Origin of the sequence: Microbacterium sp. NPDC006705, from assembly GCF_044903545.1 — a bacterium.
GTDB classification, from domain to species: Bacteria; Actinomycetota; Actinomycetes; order Actinomycetales; family Microbacteriaceae; genus Microbacterium; species Microbacterium plantarum.
Genome location: NZ_JBJDQQ010000009.1, coordinates 1 through 16,352 on the forward strand (window position 1 = coordinate 1; position 16,352 = coordinate 16,352).

General features: G+C 72.2%; 24 protein-coding genes and 1 CRISPR repeat array. Of the genes, 18 read left to right on the forward strand and 6 right to left on the reverse strand.

Features of this window, described 5'->3' with window-relative positions; translation table 11 throughout:
- Positions 1 to 132: 132 nt before the first annotated feature.
- From ACI2K6_RS16785 to ACI2K6_RS16825, 9 genes are all read left to right on the forward strand, one after another.
- Entirely contained in the window at positions 133 to 444 is a 312-nt protein-coding gene (locus ACI2K6_RS16785; RefSeq protein WP_396748024.1) for a hypothetical protein, read from the forward strand.
- A gap of 154 nt (positions 445 to 598) precedes the next feature.
- The gene (locus ACI2K6_RS16790) at positions 599 to 1,576 is read left to right on the forward strand and encodes a DUF4192 family protein (RefSeq protein ID WP_396748027.1); all 978 of its coding nucleotides are present in this window, start codon (positions 599 to 601) and stop codon (positions 1,574 to 1,576) included.
- Positions 1,577 to 1,784: 208 nt separating this feature from the next.
- The gene (locus ACI2K6_RS16795; RefSeq protein ID WP_123244501.1) at positions 1,785 to 2,042 is read left to right on the forward strand and encodes a hypothetical protein; all 258 of its coding nucleotides are present in this window, start codon (positions 1,785 to 1,787) and stop codon (positions 2,040 to 2,042) included.
- 295 nt (positions 2,043 to 2,337) lie between these two features.
- Positions 2,338 to 3,018 carry a hypothetical protein gene (locus tag ACI2K6_RS16800; RefSeq protein WP_134377205.1) on the forward strand — a complete coding sequence of 227 codons (681 nt, stop codon included), beginning with the start codon at positions 2,338 to 2,340 and terminating at the stop codon, positions 3,016 to 3,018.
- A 259-nt stretch (positions 3,019 to 3,277) separates the two neighbouring features.
- Positions 3,278 to 3,724: a hypothetical protein gene (locus ACI2K6_RS16805; protein ID WP_134377204.1), complete on the forward strand. Its 447-nt coding sequence runs from the start codon at positions 3,278 to 3,280 to the stop codon at positions 3,722 to 3,724.
- Positions 3,725 to 3,992: 268 nt separating this feature from the next.
- Complete coding sequence (locus ACI2K6_RS16810; RefSeq protein ID WP_134377203.1) at positions 3,993 to 4,691, forward strand: hypothetical protein; 699 nt, start codon at positions 3,993 to 3,995, stop codon at positions 4,689 to 4,691.
- 268 nt (positions 4,692 to 4,959) lie between these two features.
- Positions 4,960 to 5,682 carry a hypothetical protein gene (locus ACI2K6_RS16815; protein WP_396748030.1) on the forward strand — a complete coding sequence of 241 codons (723 nt, stop codon included), beginning with the start codon at positions 4,960 to 4,962 and terminating at the stop codon, positions 5,680 to 5,682.
- A 112-nt stretch (positions 5,683 to 5,794) separates the two neighbouring features.
- Positions 5,795 to 6,304: a hypothetical protein gene (locus tag ACI2K6_RS16820; protein WP_134377201.1), complete on the forward strand. Its 510-nt coding sequence runs from the start codon at positions 5,795 to 5,797 to the stop codon at positions 6,302 to 6,304.
- Between the two features lie 545 nt (positions 6,305 to 6,849).
- The gene (locus ACI2K6_RS16825; protein ID WP_087113805.1) at positions 6,850 to 7,140 is read left to right on the forward strand and encodes a hypothetical protein; all 291 of its coding nucleotides are present in this window, start codon (positions 6,850 to 6,852) and stop codon (positions 7,138 to 7,140) included.
- On the opposite strand, the gene ACI2K6_RS16830 is transcribed toward ACI2K6_RS16825, so the two are convergent.
- Positions 7,128 to 7,394, reverse strand: a complete 267-nt coding sequence (locus ACI2K6_RS16830) for a hypothetical protein (protein ID WP_404568997.1) — start codon at positions 7,392 to 7,394, stop codon at positions 7,128 to 7,130. The genes ACI2K6_RS16825 and ACI2K6_RS16830 overlap by 13 nt on opposite strands.
- A gap of 12 nt (positions 7,395 to 7,406) precedes the next feature.
- Here ACI2K6_RS16830 and ACI2K6_RS16835 point away from each other — a divergent pair, with 12 nt between their 5' ends.
- The 7 genes from ACI2K6_RS16835 (at position 7,407) to ACI2K6_RS16865 (ending at position 11,184) form a co-directional block, all read left to right on the forward strand.
- The gene (locus ACI2K6_RS16835; RefSeq protein ID WP_404568998.1) at positions 7,407 to 7,562 is read left to right on the forward strand and encodes a hypothetical protein; all 156 of its coding nucleotides are present in this window, start codon (positions 7,407 to 7,409) and stop codon (positions 7,560 to 7,562) included.
- 153 nt (positions 7,563 to 7,715) lie between these two features.
- A complete protein-coding gene (locus ACI2K6_RS16840) occupies positions 7,716 to 8,366 on the forward strand; it encodes a hypothetical protein (RefSeq protein ID WP_396748034.1) in 651 nt (216 codons plus the stop codon).
- Between the two features lie 250 nt (positions 8,367 to 8,616).
- Positions 8,617 to 9,282 (forward strand): hypothetical protein, encoded by a 666-nt coding sequence (locus ACI2K6_RS16845; protein ID WP_396748037.1) that lies wholly within the window; start codon positions 8,617 to 8,619, stop codon positions 9,280 to 9,282.
- 212 nt (positions 9,283 to 9,494) lie between these two features.
- Complete coding sequence (locus tag ACI2K6_RS16850; protein ID WP_031943816.1) at positions 9,495 to 9,824, forward strand: DUF3846 domain-containing protein; 330 nt, start codon at positions 9,495 to 9,497, stop codon at positions 9,822 to 9,824.
- Positions 9,825 to 9,984: 160 nt separating this feature from the next.
- On the forward strand, positions 9,985 to 10,254 hold the full coding sequence (locus ACI2K6_RS16855; RefSeq protein WP_031943817.1) for a hypothetical protein: 270 nt from the start codon (positions 9,985 to 9,987) through the stop codon (positions 10,252 to 10,254).
- A gap of 79 nt (positions 10,255 to 10,333) precedes the next feature.
- Positions 10,334 to 10,603 carry a hypothetical protein gene (locus ACI2K6_RS16860; RefSeq protein WP_087113811.1) on the forward strand — a complete coding sequence of 90 codons (270 nt, stop codon included), beginning with the start codon at positions 10,334 to 10,336 and terminating at the stop codon, positions 10,601 to 10,603.
- A gap of 29 nt (positions 10,604 to 10,632) precedes the next feature.
- Positions 10,633 to 11,184, forward strand: a complete 552-nt coding sequence (locus ACI2K6_RS16865; protein ID WP_396748040.1) for a hypothetical protein — start codon at positions 10,633 to 10,635, stop codon at positions 11,182 to 11,184.
- Between the two features lie 149 nt (positions 11,185 to 11,333).
- Positions 11,334 to 11,667: a CRISPR direct-repeat array (repeat unit 29 nt; unit sequence GGGCTCATCCCTGCGTGCGCGGGGCTTCC).
- Here the strand turns inward: ACI2K6_RS16865 and ACI2K6_RS16870 are convergent.
- From ACI2K6_RS16870 to ACI2K6_RS16885, 4 genes are all read right to left on the reverse strand, one after another.
- Positions 11,668 to 13,329, reverse strand: a complete 1,662-nt coding sequence (locus tag ACI2K6_RS16870; protein WP_396748043.1) for an RNA-guided endonuclease InsQ/TnpB family protein — start codon at positions 13,327 to 13,329, stop codon at positions 11,668 to 11,670.
- Between the two features lie 82 nt (positions 13,330 to 13,411).
- Positions 13,412 to 14,149, reverse strand: a complete 738-nt coding sequence (locus tag ACI2K6_RS16875) for an HNH endonuclease family protein (RefSeq protein ID WP_404568999.1) — start codon at positions 14,147 to 14,149, stop codon at positions 13,412 to 13,414.
- Positions 14,146 to 14,595: a helix-turn-helix domain-containing protein gene (locus tag ACI2K6_RS16880; RefSeq protein WP_396748046.1), complete on the reverse strand. Its 450-nt coding sequence runs from the start codon at positions 14,593 to 14,595 to the stop codon at positions 14,146 to 14,148. Before ACI2K6_RS16880 ends, ACI2K6_RS16875 begins: the two co-directional genes overlap by 4 nt.
- 3 nt (positions 14,596 to 14,598) lie before the next feature.
- A complete protein-coding gene (locus ACI2K6_RS16885) occupies positions 14,599 to 14,898 on the reverse strand; it encodes a hypothetical protein (RefSeq protein ID WP_031943823.1) in 300 nt (99 codons plus the stop codon).
- A 311-nt stretch (positions 14,899 to 15,209) separates the two neighbouring features.
- On the opposite strand from ACI2K6_RS16885, the gene ACI2K6_RS16890 reads away from it, so the two are divergent.
- Positions 15,210 to 15,386, forward strand: a complete 177-nt coding sequence (locus ACI2K6_RS16890) for a hypothetical protein (protein ID WP_160312128.1) — start codon at positions 15,210 to 15,212, stop codon at positions 15,384 to 15,386.
- 179 nt (positions 15,387 to 15,565) lie between these two features.
- Positions 15,566 to 15,799, forward strand: coding sequence for a hypothetical protein (locus ACI2K6_RS16895; protein WP_344761159.1), 234 nt, complete (start codon positions 15,566 to 15,568; stop codon positions 15,797 to 15,799).
- On the opposite strand, the gene ACI2K6_RS16900 is transcribed toward ACI2K6_RS16895, so the two are convergent.
- Positions 15,796 to 16,352: hypothetical protein (locus tag ACI2K6_RS16900; RefSeq protein ID WP_396748049.1), on the reverse strand; the 557-nt coding region annotated here is incomplete at its 5' end. The two genes, ACI2K6_RS16895 and ACI2K6_RS16900, sit on opposite strands and share 4 nt — an antisense overlap.

Sequence of the window (16,352 nt, forward strand, 5' to 3'; positions counted from 1 at the left end):
AACACCGCCAGCACACCACCACACCCACACCACAAACAACACCACACAACCGATTGCGCCCACACCACAACGCGTGTATGGTTTGACTCAGCGGGGGGCACCCGGCCCCCTGCACCCCTCAAGGAGGACACCGTGAAACGTGCTCGCACCCGTCGCCCCAGCACCCGTGCCACTCTGACGGCCCGACTCGACCGCTGCGCGCTCATCGCCCGGCACGCCTTGTGCGTCGGCTCCGTCCTGATCTTCGTCGCCGCGTTCGGGGGGCTGGCGCCGGTGTACGTGCCCGCGCTGTCCACGCCGGCCCTGATCGCCTTCGCCCTGTGGTGTGCGCTGGTGCTCGCCCTGATGCTCACCACCGCCGCGCGTGTCACCGCGCGCCTGGTGCTCGGCACAACACGTGCCGCGCGCTCGGCCTGGCGCGCTCCGGCCTCCGATCTTCGCTGATTCCGGCTCCCTGCCCCGCCTCGCGGCGGGGCAGGGCCATGCCATACGTTCGCCATATGGCCGCCATACTCAACATTGTATTCCCGGCTTTTATTGTGTATGGTTTGACTCAGCAGGGGGCACCAGGCCCCCCGCACCCCTCTAGGAGGACACGATGGATGCTCTGACCGCCCGCACCCCGCTCGATCTGACCGACTACGCCGCCGCCGCCCTGCCGTCCACCCCCGCGGATTCCGTGGTGGCCATCGGCCTGAAGGGCTCGCGGCTGGGGCCGGTGATGCGCCTTGACGATGTCGCCGCCCCCGCCACCATGGCCGGAGTGATCGCCGCCAGCATGCGCCGCGCCAACTGCACGCGCGTCTTCCTGATCGGCTATGGCCCGGAGGACCGCGCCCTGCGGTGGCTCGAGCTGGAGTCCATCCTGACTGGCCACGGTCTGAGCGTGGAGGGGCTGATCCACGTGGACGGGCGCATGTGCACCAACCTGGGCACGGGCGAGGCCGTGGCCTACGCTCCGGGCACCTCCACGCTGGGCCTGCACCTGGCCCTGCTCGACGGTGCGCGGGCCGAGTACCCCACCGCCACCCCGAGCGAGTCGGACGCCCTGACGGAGGCCGTGGCGGCTCACGCGGCCACGCTGACGGACATGCACGCGGACGCTCCGGTGCTGATCGAGGGCATCAACCGCCTGCTGAAGGATCAGAACGACGCCGGGGCCGCCGCCGTCGTGCTGGCCACCCTGAACCACCGTGACCCGGAGTACCTGATCGCGGCGCTGGTGGCCTGCACGGCCCCGAACCGGCTGGAGGCGGTGGACTTCGCCCGGGGCGAGTTCCCGCACGGTCTGCGCTGGAAGGCGAGCGTGGAGGCCGAGACGGTGCTCAACGCCGCCGTGGCCCTCGGCCCGGGCCACGCCTGCGCCGGGGCGCTGGCGGTGCTGGCCTACGTGGCCTGGATCCGAGGCGCAGGAGCGGTGGCCGATGACCGCCTGAACCTCGCCGAGCGATGCGCCCCGCACCACCCGCACGTGCGCGCCGTGCGCCGGATGACGCGGGCCACGCCCGTGGCCGTCGTGGCCACCGACCCGGCGTGGGCCTGGGGCAAGCACACGAGGGCCGCTGAGGGCCGCTGAGCGTGACCGGGGGCCAGCGCGTAACGCTGGCCCCCCGGCGTCCGTGGAGACGGTGCCCCGACGGTGCACGCCCGCCAGCGTAGCCCGGCCCACGCGTGGGCGGGCGCTGCCCAAATCGCTGTTGACCGCTCAGGCGCGCGCGTGTATGGTTATACACGTAGCGGGGGGCATGAGGCCCCCGGCACCCCGAGCGGCCAGGAGGCCCGACATGGACACCGACCAGACCACCATCTGCACCTCCCAGAACGTGCACATCGGCCAGGAGGTGGTCATCGTCGACCGCATCCAGCTGGGCCACTGCATCAGCTACGCCGACGGGACCGTGACCGCGATCGACCCCAGCCGTGGGACCTACTCGGTGGCCCACAACGGCATGCGCGGGCGCACCGTCTACACCCTCTCCGACCAGTGGCACGGAGACGGCGGCCCCTACTGCATGCCCGCCGCCGAGGTGTACGGCGGCTGAGCACGACGGGGGCGGCGCGCACGCGCCGCCCCCGTTGTCACCCCTGGCCGCGAGCGCGGGGGCTCCCGCGCTCGCGGCATCCCGGGGACGTGTCGTGGAGATGAGCTGCCGGCTGCATCGAGCTGCTGCCGGCTCCCGGGGACCGCGACACGTCCCCGCCCTTCCCTCGACACCACCACGGGCGCGCCGGCCCGCGCTCGCGGATGATGTTGTGCACGCGCCGGTGTATGTGTATGGTTGAACACGTCGCAGGGGGCATGAGGCCCCCGGCACCCCGACGGCCAAGGAGGCCCCCATGTCCAAGCACATCTATTCCGCCGGCTCCCTGCGCGCAGCCCTGCGCGCCGGCTCCCTCGCCGCCCGCGTCTCCCCCAACCGCGGCCCCGTCCACCTGGAGGTGCTCCCGGAGAACGCCCTGCGCGTGATCAGCACCCACGAGGACGCCTACGCCTGCGCCTACGCCGACTCCGACCGCCCGGCCCCCGCCGCGCTCGCGGGCCTGCCGCCGGTGGTGCTGTGCGTCCTTGACGTCTCCCAGCTGATGCGCCACCTGGACGCGCTCCCCCTGCCCGAGACCCCGGTCAACGTCACCGCCACCGCCGACCGCGTCCACGTCGACGTCGTCGGCGGCCGCGAGCGCTGGACGTTCGCCAACCTCGCCGCCCCCGGCGTGCCCACTCCCGCCATCCCCCAGGCCCCCGGCCCCGGCGTCGAGCTGCCCGCCCTGCCCGCGACCCTGGGCCTGCCCGGGCTGCTGATGGACGTGCTGAGCGGCGGCGGCCGCCTCCACGGCACCCGCTACCTGAGCCAGCGGATCCACGGCGTGCCCGGCGCACTGGACCTGATCGGCTGGAGCATCGGCACCTGGGCACACGGACGCGCCTACGTCGCCCCCCTGGACGGCTACACGCCGGCCGCCCGCGAGGCCGCCACCCTGGCCGACCGCGACAGCCTGGCCGCCCTGCCCGCCGCCTGACCGGCAGGCCGCGAGCGCGGGGGCTCCCGCGCTCGCGGCATCCCGGGGACGTGTCGTGGAGATGAGCTGCCGGCTGCATCGAGCTGCTGCCGGCTCCCGGGGACCGCGACACGTCCCCGCCCGGCCCGCGTCACGACCACGGGCGCGTGGACCTGCGCTCGCGGGTGGTGTTGTACTTTTGCCATTGCGTGTGTATGGTTAGACACGTAGCGGGGGGCATGAGGCCCCCGGCACCCCGACGGCCAAGGAGGCACCTCCGATGCCTGAGCACCACCTTCTCGACCTCGACTCCCTGCCCTCCGCCTTCGAGCCCTGCCCGGAGTGCGGCGACGTGATGTGCCAGCCCGACCCGTGGGGCGAGGACTGCGACGACCGCGCCCGGCGCCGCCAGGCCGTGGCCACTCTGGAGGACCAGCGCCGCCAGGCCCACGCCCTCGCGGCCCCCGCCGCCGCCGCGCGCGCCCGCTACAAGCGCCTGGCCCGCCGCGACGAGCCGCACCCCGACCTGGTCCCGGCCCTGGAGGAGGCCATCCGGCTGAGCTGCCAGCGGCGGGACCTGCTGGAGCGCATCGCCACCGACTCCGAGGCCCTGGCCCGCGCGAACACCGCCCACCCCAAGCACGCCGCCCTGGCCCAGAGGGCCGCCGACGACCGCGCCGCCGTGGAGGCCTGCCACGACGTGGACCGCCTGCGCCTGAGCCGCTGACCACCTCGCCAGCCCCCGGCGGCCGCGAGCGCGAGAGACCCCCGCGCTCGCGGCCGCCGGGGGACGTGTCGTGGAGATGAGCGGCCGGCTGCATCGAGCTGCTGCCGGCAGCCGAGGATCGCGGCACGTCCCCGCCCTTCCCTCGACACCACCACGGGCGCGCCGGCCCGCGCTCGCGGATGGTGTGGTGCGCGTGCCATTGCATGTGTATGGTTGGACACGTCGCGGGGGGCATGCGGCCCCCGGCACCCCTTCCAAGGAGGCTCCCGTGAGCATCGTCAAGAACCCCACCACCACGATCCGATCCCTGCGCCAGGCCCTCCACGCGGCCCTGGCTCCGCTGGGTTGGGCCAGCGACCACGCCCGCACGCACGGGCGCATCTGGTTCGAGCTGACCGAGGCCGGCTACCGCATCACCGTCTGCCGGCCCCGGGAGTGGGCGCGCACCTACGCCCCCTGCGAGCCGGTCACCCACGGACAGGGCATGGCTCCGGTGGCCCTGTCCTTCCCGGACGCCCTGAACCTCAGCTACGAGCTGGACAGCCTGCCCGGGACCTACCCGGCACACCTGGACACGCGCGCCGGCTGCCTGTTCCTGAAGGTGCACGACCCGGACCGCCCCGGCCACGCCTACCGCCATCGCGTCTACCGCCCCGCCAACCCCGAGAGGGCCAGCGCCCCCGAGGGCCCGTTCCCCCTGCCGCAGGCGGACCAGCTGATCCCCTCTCCGGTCCCCACGCACGCGGGCACCCTCGCGTCCCTGCTGGGCGCAAGCGCCCGCCTGGCCTCCAGCCCCCGCCTCTACGCCGTCCCCGGTCAGCCGACCCTGACGGACTGGAGCATCGGCGATTGGGCCCACGGGCGGCTCTACACGCCCCCGCGCCACCGCACCCGCCCGCGCGACCTGGCCGACGAGCACGCCGGGCTCGCCGCCCGGCACGAGGCCTCCGCCCTCTTCCTGCCCTGATCCCCACCGCACCCCCGGCCCGGCCGTGCGCCCCGCGCTCGCGGTCGGGCCAGGGCGGGGCGGGGACGTGTCGCGGAGATGAGCTGCCGGCTGCATCGAGCTGCTGCCGGCGGCCGCCGTGGACCGCGACACGTCCCGGCCCTGACCGCGTCCCGTCCCCGCCGGCTGCTCTGCCGTGCGGGGGGGACATGCGGGGCCGATCGCGGCCTTATCCCCGGTAGATGCCCCCGGGCGCTGACCCCGGCGCCCCTACCGAGATGGAGTCCTCATGCCCACCCCCATCACCGCCCACCACACCGCCGCCGGAACTTGGCTCATCCCCGCGACCCCCGAGGGCCAGGATCTGCTGGACGCTGTCCATGCGGCCGCCCCGCCGACCAGACCGCTCTTGCACGACCTTCTGGCCCTGGTGGTGCCGCTCGTGGCGGCGTTGGCCTGGGTGGTGCTGGTCCCGCCCCTCACCGCCGCGTCCGCCACACCTCACCCTGACTCCGCCGGCCTGGCGATCAGCCGGGTCTTTGGGGCGGTGCTCACGGCCGCAGCTGGTCTGTTGCTGGCCCCTTCCATCCTGCGAGCGCAGGACCGGGCGCGGGCGGGACGGGCCCGCGTGAGGCTGGAGGAGTCCGGGCTCGCCGTGGAGGCCCCGCCCGTGCTCTGGGGCCAGACCCTGGAGCGGGAGCATCACTACCGCCAGACGCTCCAGCTCGCCGTCGCCCATGGCCGCGAGCGCCCGGAGGACCCCTTCTCCCCCGAGCGGATCGACTCCGCTCTGGCGAGCCTGCCCGACGTCGACGGCGTCCCGGCCCTGCGCGTGCTGTGGCACGCCGGCCAGCAAGGCACCGCCGAGGACGTCGCCCGCGCTCTGCTGGAGCGGCGCGCGGCTCAGGAGGCCGCGGCCGCCCGCGCGGCCCGCGCGGCCCGCGCGGCCCAGGAGGTGGGGCGCGCGCAGGCTCTCCACGCGGCCAACGACGCCGCTACCCATTCCCCCTGACCCCACACGCACGCCGCTCACGGATGGTATTGCATCCGCATGACTTGATGTGTATGGTTATACACATCGCAGGGGGCACGACGCCTCCAGCACCCCAACCCAGGAGGACTCCATGTTCACGTTCACCCGCTCTCACGTCACGGCCGCCCTCTGCCTGTCCGGCTGCCTCATCCTGTCCGGTTGCTCCAGCGACCCCCGAGACACTGGCGAGGAGGTGAACAGTGCCGTAGCCGGCACGCGCGCCATCCCTCAGTCGTGGATCAAAGTCGAGGAGGTCGTCGGGGCCCACGAGGTCCAGCGTCGCTACCTGACCGCGGATGCCCAGCCCGAAGATCAGCTGGTCCCGCTCGCCAACAAGGCAGGCTACGGGGTCACGCAGGAGCGACCCGTGGACGACCCCAGCCAGGGACGGCTCATCCTCAGTCGCCATGTCCCGGCGGGTGACTTCTTCTCCGGCCGGCAGGAGAGCACAACAACCCTGACCATTGGGGCCATCACCCCCGCCTCCCAGGACCCCACGTTGTGCCAGACCACCCCTGCCTCCCGCACGCTGTGCGAGCAGCGCGGCGTGGAGGAGGTCATGATCGTTCCGGTGACATTCGAGCGCATCACCAAGGACTGAGAAGCCCCCTAGACACACCGGCCCGCGAGCGTCTAATAGAAGCCACACCCCATCACCCCACCCAAGAAGGGCACCATGACCGCCACCACCTCCCCCCTACCCAAGGGCACCCGTGTTCGCGTCCACAGCGGCCTGCTCACCGCTCCACTGGAGTGCCACGTGATCGCCATTCTCGAACCCCTCCCACCCAAGCAACGCGCCCACCCCAACGCCTCCACCACACGGGAGACGACCACACACGAGCCAGCCACGCCCCCGGAGCCCCTGTACGCCCTTGGGCACATCCACCCTCGCCCATGGCCCTTCCCTCCGCGCATCACCCGACTGCACCACCTAGCCAGCCGCGACCTGCTCGAAGTGCTCGAACTGCCCCCCACCCGTTCCCGCTAACCACACCCGCACCCGTCCCCGCTCGCTCTACGACACCATCACGGGCGCACCGATCCACGCTCGCGGATACTGTTGTGCTGCCGCCGGTATACGTGTATGGTTGAACACGTCGCAGGGGGCACGAGGCCCCCGGCACCCCGACCAAGGAGACCGCCATGGATGACTACTGGGACCAGATCCGCATCACCGAGGCCATGCTGCGCCTGCACGAGCCCACCACCGCCCAGGGCGTCATCGACGTCCTGCACCAGTACGACCCCCACGGTCCCGGCTCTGTCGGCGACGCGTTCTACTCCGGCGCCAACGCCGACCACACCCTCTCCGGCGCGCTGGCCGATGCCGGATGGACCGTGAGCGAGTACGAAGCCCACTACGCCTACACCCTCACCAGCCCCGACGGCCGCGAGCGCCTGCGCTACATCGAGGGCGACGTCTACATCGCCTGACCCACCCCGGGCGGGCCGCCACCTGGCGGCCCGCCCGGCTGGAGGACGAGAAGGCTGAGGGCGCCGGCCCGGACGAGGCCCGCGACGCCGCCGATGACGCCTACCTGGAGATCCTCGAGCTGCACCCGGGCCTGCGGGAGATCACCTTCGGCCTGCCGGCGGATCTGGACCCGGCGACCCCGGGCGCGGACATGATCCGGGCCGCCGAGCACTTGCGCGCGCTGGCCCTGCGCCTGCCCGAGTGGGCCATCCACCGGGCCTTCTGCATGCTCCACCGTCGGGCCACGGTCACCGCCACCGCTGCCGGCTTCGAGCTGCACCAGACCCTGGTCGGCGGCGACGACGTCCACGAGGAGACCACCACGACCGCGCGCGACCCGCGCGCCGACGCTACCGCCCTGCTGGAGGTCCTGGGCCTCTGAGCCGGCCCGCGCTCGCGGGCCGAGATCCTGGGGGGACGTGTCGCGGAGATTCGCTGCGCTCCAGTGTTGCACCCACCCCCCCAGGGTGTGTATGGTTAGACACATCGCAGGGGGCACGAGGCCCCCCGCACCCCGAGGCCAAGGAGGCCCCCGATGTCCCAGCTGCTCTACCGCCCCGCCACCCTCGCCCGCGCGCTCTACGCCGGCTCCCAGGCCGCCCGCGCGGCCGCCACAGACACGGACCCCGACGCCGGCGGCGTGGGCCTGGTCCTCCAGCCAGACGGCTCCCTGCGGATCTACTCCGCGGCAGGGGAGGGCTTCTCCCGCGCCTACGCAGACCCGGCCCCGCGCACGGACACCGGCGACGAGGCCTCGCTCGCAGTGCTCTCGCTCCACGGCACCCAGACCCTGCTGGCCCGCCTGGCCGAACTCGACGACACCTACGAGACCGTGGAGCTGCGCGCCGACGCCGTCGGCATCTACCTGGTGCGCGACCTCTGGGTGATCTTCGCCTCCGCCAGCAACAAGGCCGACACGCTCTCCCCGGTGGACACGCTCGCCGTTCGTCCGCGCGACATGGCCGGCCCGGTGCCCCCGAGCACCCCGGACGGCGCCGTCCCCGGCCCCCTGTGGGGGCTCCACGCCGGCCTGTGCCTGGACCTGCTCACGGGCGGGCCGGCCATGGGCCCCGAGGACAGCCTCGACGCCTGGGCCGTCCGCGAGCGCGACGATCTGCTGGCCTGGCACCTGGGCGACTGGGCGCTGGGCCGCACGCACGCCGCCCACGTGAGCCCGCGCGGCTGACCGGCACCCGTCCCCGCCGGCCTCGCGCCGGCGGGGACGGGGGGACGTGTCGCGGAGACGAGCTGCCGGCTCCATGGAGCTGCCGCCGGCTGCCGGGGACCGCGACACGTCCCCGCCCGCTCCGCGTCACCACCAGGGGCGCGCCGATCCGCGCTCGCGGATGATGTTGTGCAGTCGCCGTTGCATGTGTATGGTTGGACACGTCGCAGGGGGCATGAGGCCCCCAGCACCCCTTCCAAGGAGGAGCCCCATGGGCATCATCACCACCGCCGACCACCTGTACCGAGCCCTGGACCTGGCCGCCTGGCCCACCCGCCTGCCCGCCACCCACACCCCCGGCACCCCGACGCCCGCGGTGATCCTGCGCGCCCGCCAGCAGTGCCTGGAGCTGACCGGCTCCGATGGCACCCACACCTCCCGCGCCGGCGCCCGCGCCCTCGACGTCAGCACCGGCCCCCTCGAGTCCGGGGCCATGCTGCGCGCCGACCAGGCCCACCACCTCATCAAGACCCTGCGCGCCCTGCCCGAGCGCACCCTGCACCCGGTGGCCGTGGAGGCCGACGACGAGCTGGTCTACCTCCACCTGGCCGACTCGACCCTGCGCCTGCCCAACATCGCCGCCACCGTCCGCCCGCCCGTGGTGGACCCCGCGCTGATCGACCCGGACGTGCTGATCACCTGCCGATGCCTGGACACCCACGTCCCCGCCGGAGTCCTCGCCGAGCTGACCCGCACCGCCCACCGCCACCGCAGCCTCGGCCCCCTACGCCTGCTCGCCGGCGGCCGCCCCGGCTACCTCGGATGGGACCTCAGCGGCTGGGCCCACGGCATGATGCGCCAGGACCCCGCCGAGGCCGTCAGCACCCACCAGCCCCCCTTCCACCTGCCCGAGTCCATCCTGAACCCCGCCCGCTGACCCCTACCCGCCCGCGAGCGCGGGGCCCACCCTGACCCCGCGCTCGCGGCACGCCGGGGACGTGTCGCGGAGATGCGGGGCCGGCTGCATCCGTGGCACAGCCGGCGGCTGATGCGACGCAGGGTGTTGCACATCCGCCCGCGTATGTGTATGGTTAGACACATCAGCAGGGATCACCCGGATCCCCGCACCCCATAGAAGGGACAGCCATCATGGCCAACGCAATCCTGATCACCCCCACCGGCGACGTCACCGAGGAGCAGGTCAACGGCCTGGAGGACTTCCAGCAGCACGTCGGCGGCTACGTGGAGGCCCTGTCCTCCGACGATGGCGACCACACCATCTGGCTCAACGAGGAGGGCAAGATCGCCGGCCTGCCGGTCAACTCCAAGGGTCACCGGATCGTCCACGAGCTGACCATCCTCGCCCCGGACGACGTCATCGTCGGCCCGGTGCTGATCACCGGCGACCTGGCCGACGACGGGGAGACCTACCTGCCCCCCACCAAGGCTCTGCGCGAGCGGCTCGGCCTCGACGACTGAGCCCCACGGGCGGGCGGGCCCCGCGGCCCACCCGCCCCGGCCGCGCCGGGGCCACCCACGAATCCCACGCCCCTGTTGCGCCGTCCCCCTTGCGCGTGTATGGTTATACACATCAGCAGGGGTCACCCGGACCCCCGCACCCCCGACGAAAGGGACTCCGATGACCAAGGCCACGATGATCCACCCCGACGGCACCACCGCCGACGTCGAGCTCCACACCATCCCCGCCGACGTCGACCGCCTGCTGGGCGCCACCGCTGAGGTCTACAACCCCGGCGACTACGACGGCATGGACGGCGACTGGTCGCTCTGGGCCGACGCCCGCCACAGTTCCTCCCGCCCGTTCAACTCCACGGCCACCGAGATGATCCACGACGCCGGCTTCGACGCCCGCGAGATCATCACCGGCCCCGTCCTGGTGATCCGCTGATCCTCCCCCGCCCTCCCGCCACACCGGCGGGAGGGCGGGCAGGATGACCATCACGACCTCCACGCCCCCAGGAGACCCCATGCCCCTGAGCGCCCGCTCCCGCATCCTGATCACCCCCCACGGCTCCGAGGAGTCCTTCGAGGGCACCGTCGGCGGCCTGATCCGCCACGTCCGCCACGCCGACCCGTCCGCGATCACCGCGCTGGAGCAGTCTCTGCACCGCGCCTGCCGCCTCCCCGACACCGGCGACGTCCGCGAGGCGAGCCTGGAGCACAACCTCGCGGTCCTCACCGCGGCCGACCTCGAGCGCTTGGAGCCCGGGGCCACCATCACCATCCTGGACGCCTGATCCGCCCCGCACCGAAGGAGACCCCCCTGATGCGCACCCGCCCCCTGATCCTGCTCCCCCTGGCCCTGGCCGGCCTCGCCCTCCAGGGGTGCACCGCCACACCTGCTCCTGCCCCGTCGACGAGCGCGAGCGCGGCCCCCACGGCAGCCGCGAGCAGCACCACGGCACCCACTGCGGCCGCCAGCTCGGCCACCCCCACGACACGTCCCTCCAGCTCGGCCCCCGCCAAGCCCGTGGACGTGCAGATCCGCATCCAGTGGATCCCCCGCGACGGCACCACCACCACGGCAGCCCGCGGCGGCGTGAACCTCTTCGTGGGCGGCACCGGCGCGGACACCCACACCAAAGAGACCATCCCCGCCGAGCCCGCCGGCACCACCCCCCTGACCCTGCTCACCCAGGCCAAGCCCGGTGAAAAGATCCAGGTGATCGCCAACGTCCCGCAGCTGCCCGCCGCCGGCGACCTGCACTGCGAGATCATCGCCGCCGGCACCACCGCCCCCCTGGACGCCCAGACGGGCGACCCCAAGGGCATGCCCATGGTCCAGTGCGAGGCCACCGTCCCCGAGCCCACCAGCTGAGCATCCCGCGGACACCGCGACACGTCCCCGCAGCACCTCCACGACACCCACAGCTGTCACGAGCACTGGCTGGCGTCTAGGAAGGACCGGGGACCAGCCCAGATCCCTACGACAGCTCAACCCAGGAGCCGTGAATGCCCCTGGGAGTCTGGCTCATCCCTGCGTGCGCGGGGCTTCCATGTACTTCACTGACCGCGCCGATTGGGTCGCGGGCTCATCCCTGCGTGCGCGGGGCTTCCTCGGCAAGCAGCTCGTCCACAGCAGCAGCGTCGGGCTCATCCCTGCGTGCGCGGGGCTTCCGACGACGAGGCCGTGGCCAGTGTGCTGACCCTGGGCTCATCCCTGCGTGCGCGGGGCTTCCCTGCTGGTCGTGGATGTGCTCGTTCATGCCCCGGGCTCATCCCTGCGTGCGCGGGGCTTCCGTACGCGGGAGCCGCAGAATCCCGCGAAAAAAGGGCTCATCCCTGCGTGCGCGGGGCTTCACTACCTGGCCAGGGCGGATGCTCCGCGCTCTGCGCTTTCCCCTTCGGTTGAGGGGGGTTGGGATGACCAGCCAGTTGCCCGGCTGGACATGCCCACACCCTGGGGTGCGGGCTTGACGCTTCCACGCCCCTGCCCCGCGGCCCCGCCAGATGGCGGGCCCGAGACAGCAGCTCCACGTCCGTTTCGACTCTCCCGACGGCCTCGGGCGAGCTCGACCCCTGCTCCACGCTCCTCCTGCACAGCCCACGCCCGGATGTTGATCGCGGCGTTCACGTCGCGGTCGATCACCAGGTGGCAGGCCTCGCACTCGAAGGTCCGCTCGGCCAGGGACAGCGTGGATTTGACTGTCCCGCAGCGCGAGCACGCCTTCGAGGAGGGCGCGAATCGGTCGATCATCTTCACCTGGGACCCTGCCCAGGAGGTCTTGTAGTCCAGCTGCCGGCGCAGCATCCCCAGCCCGGCATCCAGGATCGCCCGGTTCAACCCGGACTTGGCGGCCACGTTCCTACCCGGCGCCTCGAGCGTCCCGCGGGCCGAACGGGTCATCCCCGCCACGTTCAGGTCCTCCAGGGCGACCACCGCGAAGTCCGTCGCCAGTCTCGTGGACACCTGATGCAGCAGCCCCGCCCGACGTAGGGCGATCCCGTGATGGAGTGCCGCGATCTGCCGGCGCACGCGCTCGCGGCGGTTCGAGCCGGGCTGGGTGCGGGCGTAGGCGCGCTGGAGGCGGGTCAGGCGGGCAGCCTGGCGGGCACCGGGGCGGCCGTTGTCGATGACCTCGCCGGTGGAGAGGGCGGCCAGGTGCTTGACGCCCAGGTCCACGCCGACGGCGCCGTTGGCGCGCTGGCGACGGCTGGGCCCGGTCCGGATGGGGGTGGGGTCGGCAACGAGGATCGAGGCGTACCACCGTCCGCCAGCCTGGGAGATGGTCATGGACCGGATCTGGGCGCCGCGGCGGCAGGCGCGGACCAGGCGGCTGGTCTTGTCGTAGGTGCGGATGGTCCCCAGGGAGGCCAGGCGCAGGTGCCGGTGGTCGGTGATCACCCCGCGGCGGGGCTCGCCGCGCTTGTAGGGGGTGCCCGCGGCGCCGATGACCTCGGGGGCGGGGATGGTGAAGCTGTCCCGGGACCGGCCCTTCTTCTTGAACCGCGGCAGGCCGACGCGCGCACCGGCGCGCGTGCCGGAGGCGGAGGCCATCCAGTTCTCGGTGGCCTTCGCGGCGTTCTGGAGGCCGGAGACCAGGACGCGGCGGGGCACGGTGTGCATCCAGGGCTCGGCGTATCGCTCGTCGGTCCATGCTTCGGCCGGGTCGGCGCCGGCGGCGATCGCGGCGGCGGCCTCACGGTGGCGGCGGATCAGCGGGGTCAGGTGGGCCGTGGAGTACGACTGGTAGCTGGCCACGCGGAGGGTGGGATCGGCGGCGCGCTCGGCCTTCATGCGCGCGGCCAGCTCGGGGCCGGCCAGCCCGCTCTCTGCCAGCTCGGTGCGACGGGCGGCACCGGCGGCCAGGGCGGCCCGGTTGTGGGCGATGAGCATGTTGTAGGCCACGCGCGCGGCGCCGGCGTACTGGGCCAGCAGGGTGGCCTGGGCGGGGTTGGGGTCCAGGCGGTGCTTGAACGCGCGCAGCCTCGGGGCCAGGTCGGTACCCGTGGTAGTCGTCATCGCTCACACCTCCACCTGCGCCAGCATCGTCCACCCGTTCAGGGGCATGGTCACCCACCCCCCGGACACGTTACGGCCTCGCTCACCCAGCCGGGCAGGAGGCCAACACCCTGCGCATCGCCGCGCGCTCGCGCTCGGTGACGCTCAGCCCCCACTTGGCCTTCACCACCACCTGGTGCTCCACGAGCTCACATCGGCCCGCAACGGTGTCCGGCAGCCAGTCCGCCGCGGTCGCATCCGACTTCGAGGTGTTCGCCGGCCCATCCACGGCCAGCAGATTCGCCGGGTCGTTGGCGAACGCCGTGCGCTGGGACTCGTCCCACGCCCACGCCCCGGAGGCCCAGGCATCGGCAAGGGAGACCGTGTGGTCGATCTGCACGGCCTGGGCGTCCTGGGAGGAGAAGGGGATCGTCGCGCCGCTGTAGGGGTCCACGAGCTGGCCGGAGAGCACCTTGCACCCCCGCGTGCCGGGCTTGATCTGCACCTGTGTCAGGTCGCGCCGCAGCACGTCGTTGCGGGTGTCACAGCCGTTGCGGTCCACGTCCGCCCAGCGCTGGCCGAACGCGTCTCGCGTGTAGGCGCTGGCCGGTGCCGCGGAGGTCAGGGCCAGCTGCTCGAGCTGGCCCCCGACCGGGCCGGCCGCCGGCGTCGGGGACGTGTCGCCGAGTGAGGGCAGCTCCACTCCGCTGGGCAGCGCCACCTTGGGAAGCTTCACCTCTGGCACCTGGACCCCCTGCACATGTCCACCCCCGACGGCGCCAGCCACACCCAGAGCGGCCACCACGGCGACGACGCTCGAGACCCATCGACGCACGCTCACGAGCTCGCCCCCTCACGCTCCTGCGGAGTGGGCACAGCCTCGATCACGGCGTGCAGCCCATGGCTCACCCGCAGCCGGCGCGCGGCCTCGGCGGTGGCCGCCCGGTGCAGCTCCACGGGAATCACCTCGATGCCATCACCCATGTCCGGCTCCTCCATCTCCGGCAACCACCTGTAGAAGGAACCGCGGGAAGCGTAGGTCAACATCAGCGCGGCACCGGCCTGCTCATGCACGCGCAAGGTCTCGGCGATCAGCTCCTCCACGAGGCGCTCGCGGTAGTCCTCCAGGCGGGTCATGGCCGAGTCGATCCAGGACCAGTCCCGCGGCGGGTTCTTGCCGAACTCCCAGCGGGTGATGCTCTTCTCCGCGACACCCAGGGTGTCGGCGAGGGCGTCGCGGGACAGACCGAGGGCCTCTCGGCGGCACTTCAGCTCGATAGCGTTCATGGCTCAGCCCTCCGCCTTCTGGTCGGCCGGCTCGTCCTGGTCGGTCACGCCGTACTCCTGACGCAGGGCCTCCTCCTCGAGGCGCAGGCGGGTGATGGCCTTCATCAGGGGCTCGCGACGGGTGTGCAGCTCGTTGTTGGCGGCGTCCTCCCAGCTGTCCAGGGTCCAGCCGGCGCCCTGGATCTTGCTGACCATGACGGCGTCGGGGGCGCGCAGGTCGTTCTTGATGCGGGTCCAGGTGGAGGGCGAGGTGAAGCCGGCTTGCCGAGCCATCTCGTTGACGGAGTAGTAGAAGGTGGTCATGGGGGTGCTCTCTCAATCTGGAGGCGACAGAATCACCTCACGTAGGTCTAGCGATACACGTCAAACCATACGCGTCATGCCATACACCCGCAACCCTTATCCACAACCTTCCCTCCCCGTCACCACTGCCCCTGCTACGGTTTGCACAGGTCGAACGTGAGCCCATCCCGTAGGGCCTGCGACTTAGAAGCCCTCCTGGCCATCCCCCCTCCGCGCCGGGAGGGCTTCGCTCTGCCTGGCGCCCAGAAGGGACATCACGGCCGCGCGACGGCCTTATCCACGGTGAAGGACACCCGCGGATCGGAGGAGCCATGAGCATCGAGGTCGAGCACCTGGAGGCCGCCCTGGCCGAGGCCAGCGAGGTGGTGACAGACAGCGAGCGCGCGCATGCGAGCACCGCAGCCTGTCATTGGTGGCACTGCTGCCAGGTGCTGCGGCGGTTCATCGACACCCCGGACGCCTTCCCGCCGGCGGCGCTGGTCGCCTAGACTGGACCCCAGAAGCGCCCCGCTTTCCCGTTGATCTGACAGTCGCAGGAACCTCGCGGGGCGCTTTCGCGCGTCCAGAGCTTGTTGCCCTCCACTTGCCAGCCCACCTAGTATGTTGACGTCAGATCAACGTAAGGGTGGAGGTGTCCCTGATGATCCAGGTGTCCTGGCAAGGGCGGATGACCACGTCCCTGCCGAGCACAGATTCCGAGGTGGCCCGCTGGGTCGCCCACGACCGCCCCGAGATGGTGTGCGCCCAGACCGCCGACGGCACCGCCTACCGGCCCGACGCCGCTCAGGTCCTCGCGTTCATGCAAGCCCAGGCCCACCTGGCCCAGATGCTGCGCTTCCAGTACGCCGCCGCCCACGGGCTGGTGCCCGCGCACGCAGGCGCCCTGCTGACCGCGCCCTAGTCCCGCCACTTCTGCGGAATGGCATCCACCATCATCTCTCGAAAGGTCTCGGGAGCGTCTGCCTGGCCCCTCATGGTTGCCTTGTCCTGCACTACCACCGCGACGAGCAGAAACAACGGAGTGAGAGTACTGAGGATGTAGCCCGGAGCAGACCACATCTCCGCCGCAAGGCCCATCACCAGTAGCCACAGAGACCCGTAAAGGATCGTCGCCCATGCGGACCACGGAAACCGCTTCCATCCCGTAGGGCGAAGACTCGCCAGCACCCGCAAGCTGGTTGCCGCCAAGACCGCAAGGACAGCAGACTCCTTTACCCATGCAGGCTCGTCGGCGGTCGCGCCAGCCGCCGCCAGCAGAGCACCCCCCGCCGTTATCACGGAGGCCAACAACGTGATAACCGCCGCTCTGTATCTCCCCTTCCTCGCCCACTTCTCTTGCAGCTCCTTCGCACGAGCAGCCTGAAGCGTCCCGGGTGTGATGCCGCTTCCTTTCGAGTTCGAGAGGATGTTGTTCATGCCGAAGAAGTTCGATCCCGAGGTGAAGGACCGCGCGG

What these genes read in the sequence shown, in the direction of transcription:
- ACI2K6_RS16825 (WP_087113805.1), top strand. Translation starts at nt 6,850, where the DNA reads ATGGATGACTACTGGGACCAGATCCGCATCACCGAGGCCATGCTGCGC.
- ACI2K6_RS16870 (WP_396748043.1), bottom strand. Translation starts at nt 13,329, where the DNA reads ATGACGACTACCACGGGTACCGACCTGGCCCCGAGGCTGCGCGCGTTC.
- ACI2K6_RS16815 (WP_396748030.1), top strand. Translation starts at nt 4,960, where the DNA reads ATGCCCACCCCCATCACCGCCCACCACACCGCCGCCGGAACTTGGCTC.
- ACI2K6_RS16880 (WP_396748046.1), bottom strand. Translation starts at nt 14,595, where the DNA reads ATGAACGCTATCGAGCTGAAGTGCCGCCGAGAGGCCCTCGGTCTGTCC.
- ACI2K6_RS16820 (WP_134377201.1), top strand. Translation starts at nt 5,795, where the DNA reads ATGTTCACGTTCACCCGCTCTCACGTCACGGCCGCCCTCTGCCTGTCC.
- ACI2K6_RS16805 (WP_134377204.1), top strand. Translation starts at nt 3,278, where the DNA reads ATGCCTGAGCACCACCTTCTCGACCTCGACTCCCTGCCCTCCGCCTTC.
- ACI2K6_RS16865 (WP_396748040.1), top strand. Translation starts at nt 10,633, where the DNA reads ATGCGCACCCGCCCCCTGATCCTGCTCCCCCTGGCCCTGGCCGGCCTC.
- ACI2K6_RS16855 (WP_031943817.1), top strand. Translation starts at nt 9,985, where the DNA reads ATGACCAAGGCCACGATGATCCACCCCGACGGCACCACCGCCGACGTC.
- ACI2K6_RS16800 (WP_134377205.1), top strand. Translation starts at nt 2,338, where the DNA reads ATGTCCAAGCACATCTATTCCGCCGGCTCCCTGCGCGCAGCCCTGCGC.
- ACI2K6_RS16835 (WP_404568998.1), top strand. Translation starts at nt 7,407, where the DNA reads ATGCTCCACCGTCGGGCCACGGTCACCGCCACCGCTGCCGGCTTCGAG.
- ACI2K6_RS16790 (WP_396748027.1), top strand. Translation starts at nt 599, where the DNA reads ATGGATGCTCTGACCGCCCGCACCCCGCTCGATCTGACCGACTACGCC.
- ACI2K6_RS16795 (WP_123244501.1), top strand. Translation starts at nt 1,785, where the DNA reads ATGGACACCGACCAGACCACCATCTGCACCTCCCAGAACGTGCACATC.
- ACI2K6_RS16850 (WP_031943816.1), top strand. Translation starts at nt 9,495, where the DNA reads ATGGCCAACGCAATCCTGATCACCCCCACCGGCGACGTCACCGAGGAG.
- ACI2K6_RS16845 (WP_396748037.1), top strand. Translation starts at nt 8,617, where the DNA reads ATGGGCATCATCACCACCGCCGACCACCTGTACCGAGCCCTGGACCTG.
- ACI2K6_RS16885 (WP_031943823.1), bottom strand. Translation starts at nt 14,898, where the DNA reads ATGACCACCTTCTACTACTCCGTCAACGAGATGGCTCGGCAAGCCGGC.
- ACI2K6_RS16890 (WP_160312128.1), top strand. Translation starts at nt 15,210, where the DNA reads ATGAGCATCGAGGTCGAGCACCTGGAGGCCGCCCTGGCCGAGGCCAGC.
- ACI2K6_RS16895 (WP_344761159.1), top strand. Translation starts at nt 15,566, where the DNA reads ATGACCACGTCCCTGCCGAGCACAGATTCCGAGGTGGCCCGCTGGGTC.
- ACI2K6_RS16860 (WP_087113811.1), top strand. Translation starts at nt 10,334, where the DNA reads ATGCCCCTGAGCGCCCGCTCCCGCATCCTGATCACCCCCCACGGCTCC.
- ACI2K6_RS16840 (WP_396748034.1), top strand. Translation starts at nt 7,716, where the DNA reads ATGTCCCAGCTGCTCTACCGCCCCGCCACCCTCGCCCGCGCGCTCTAC.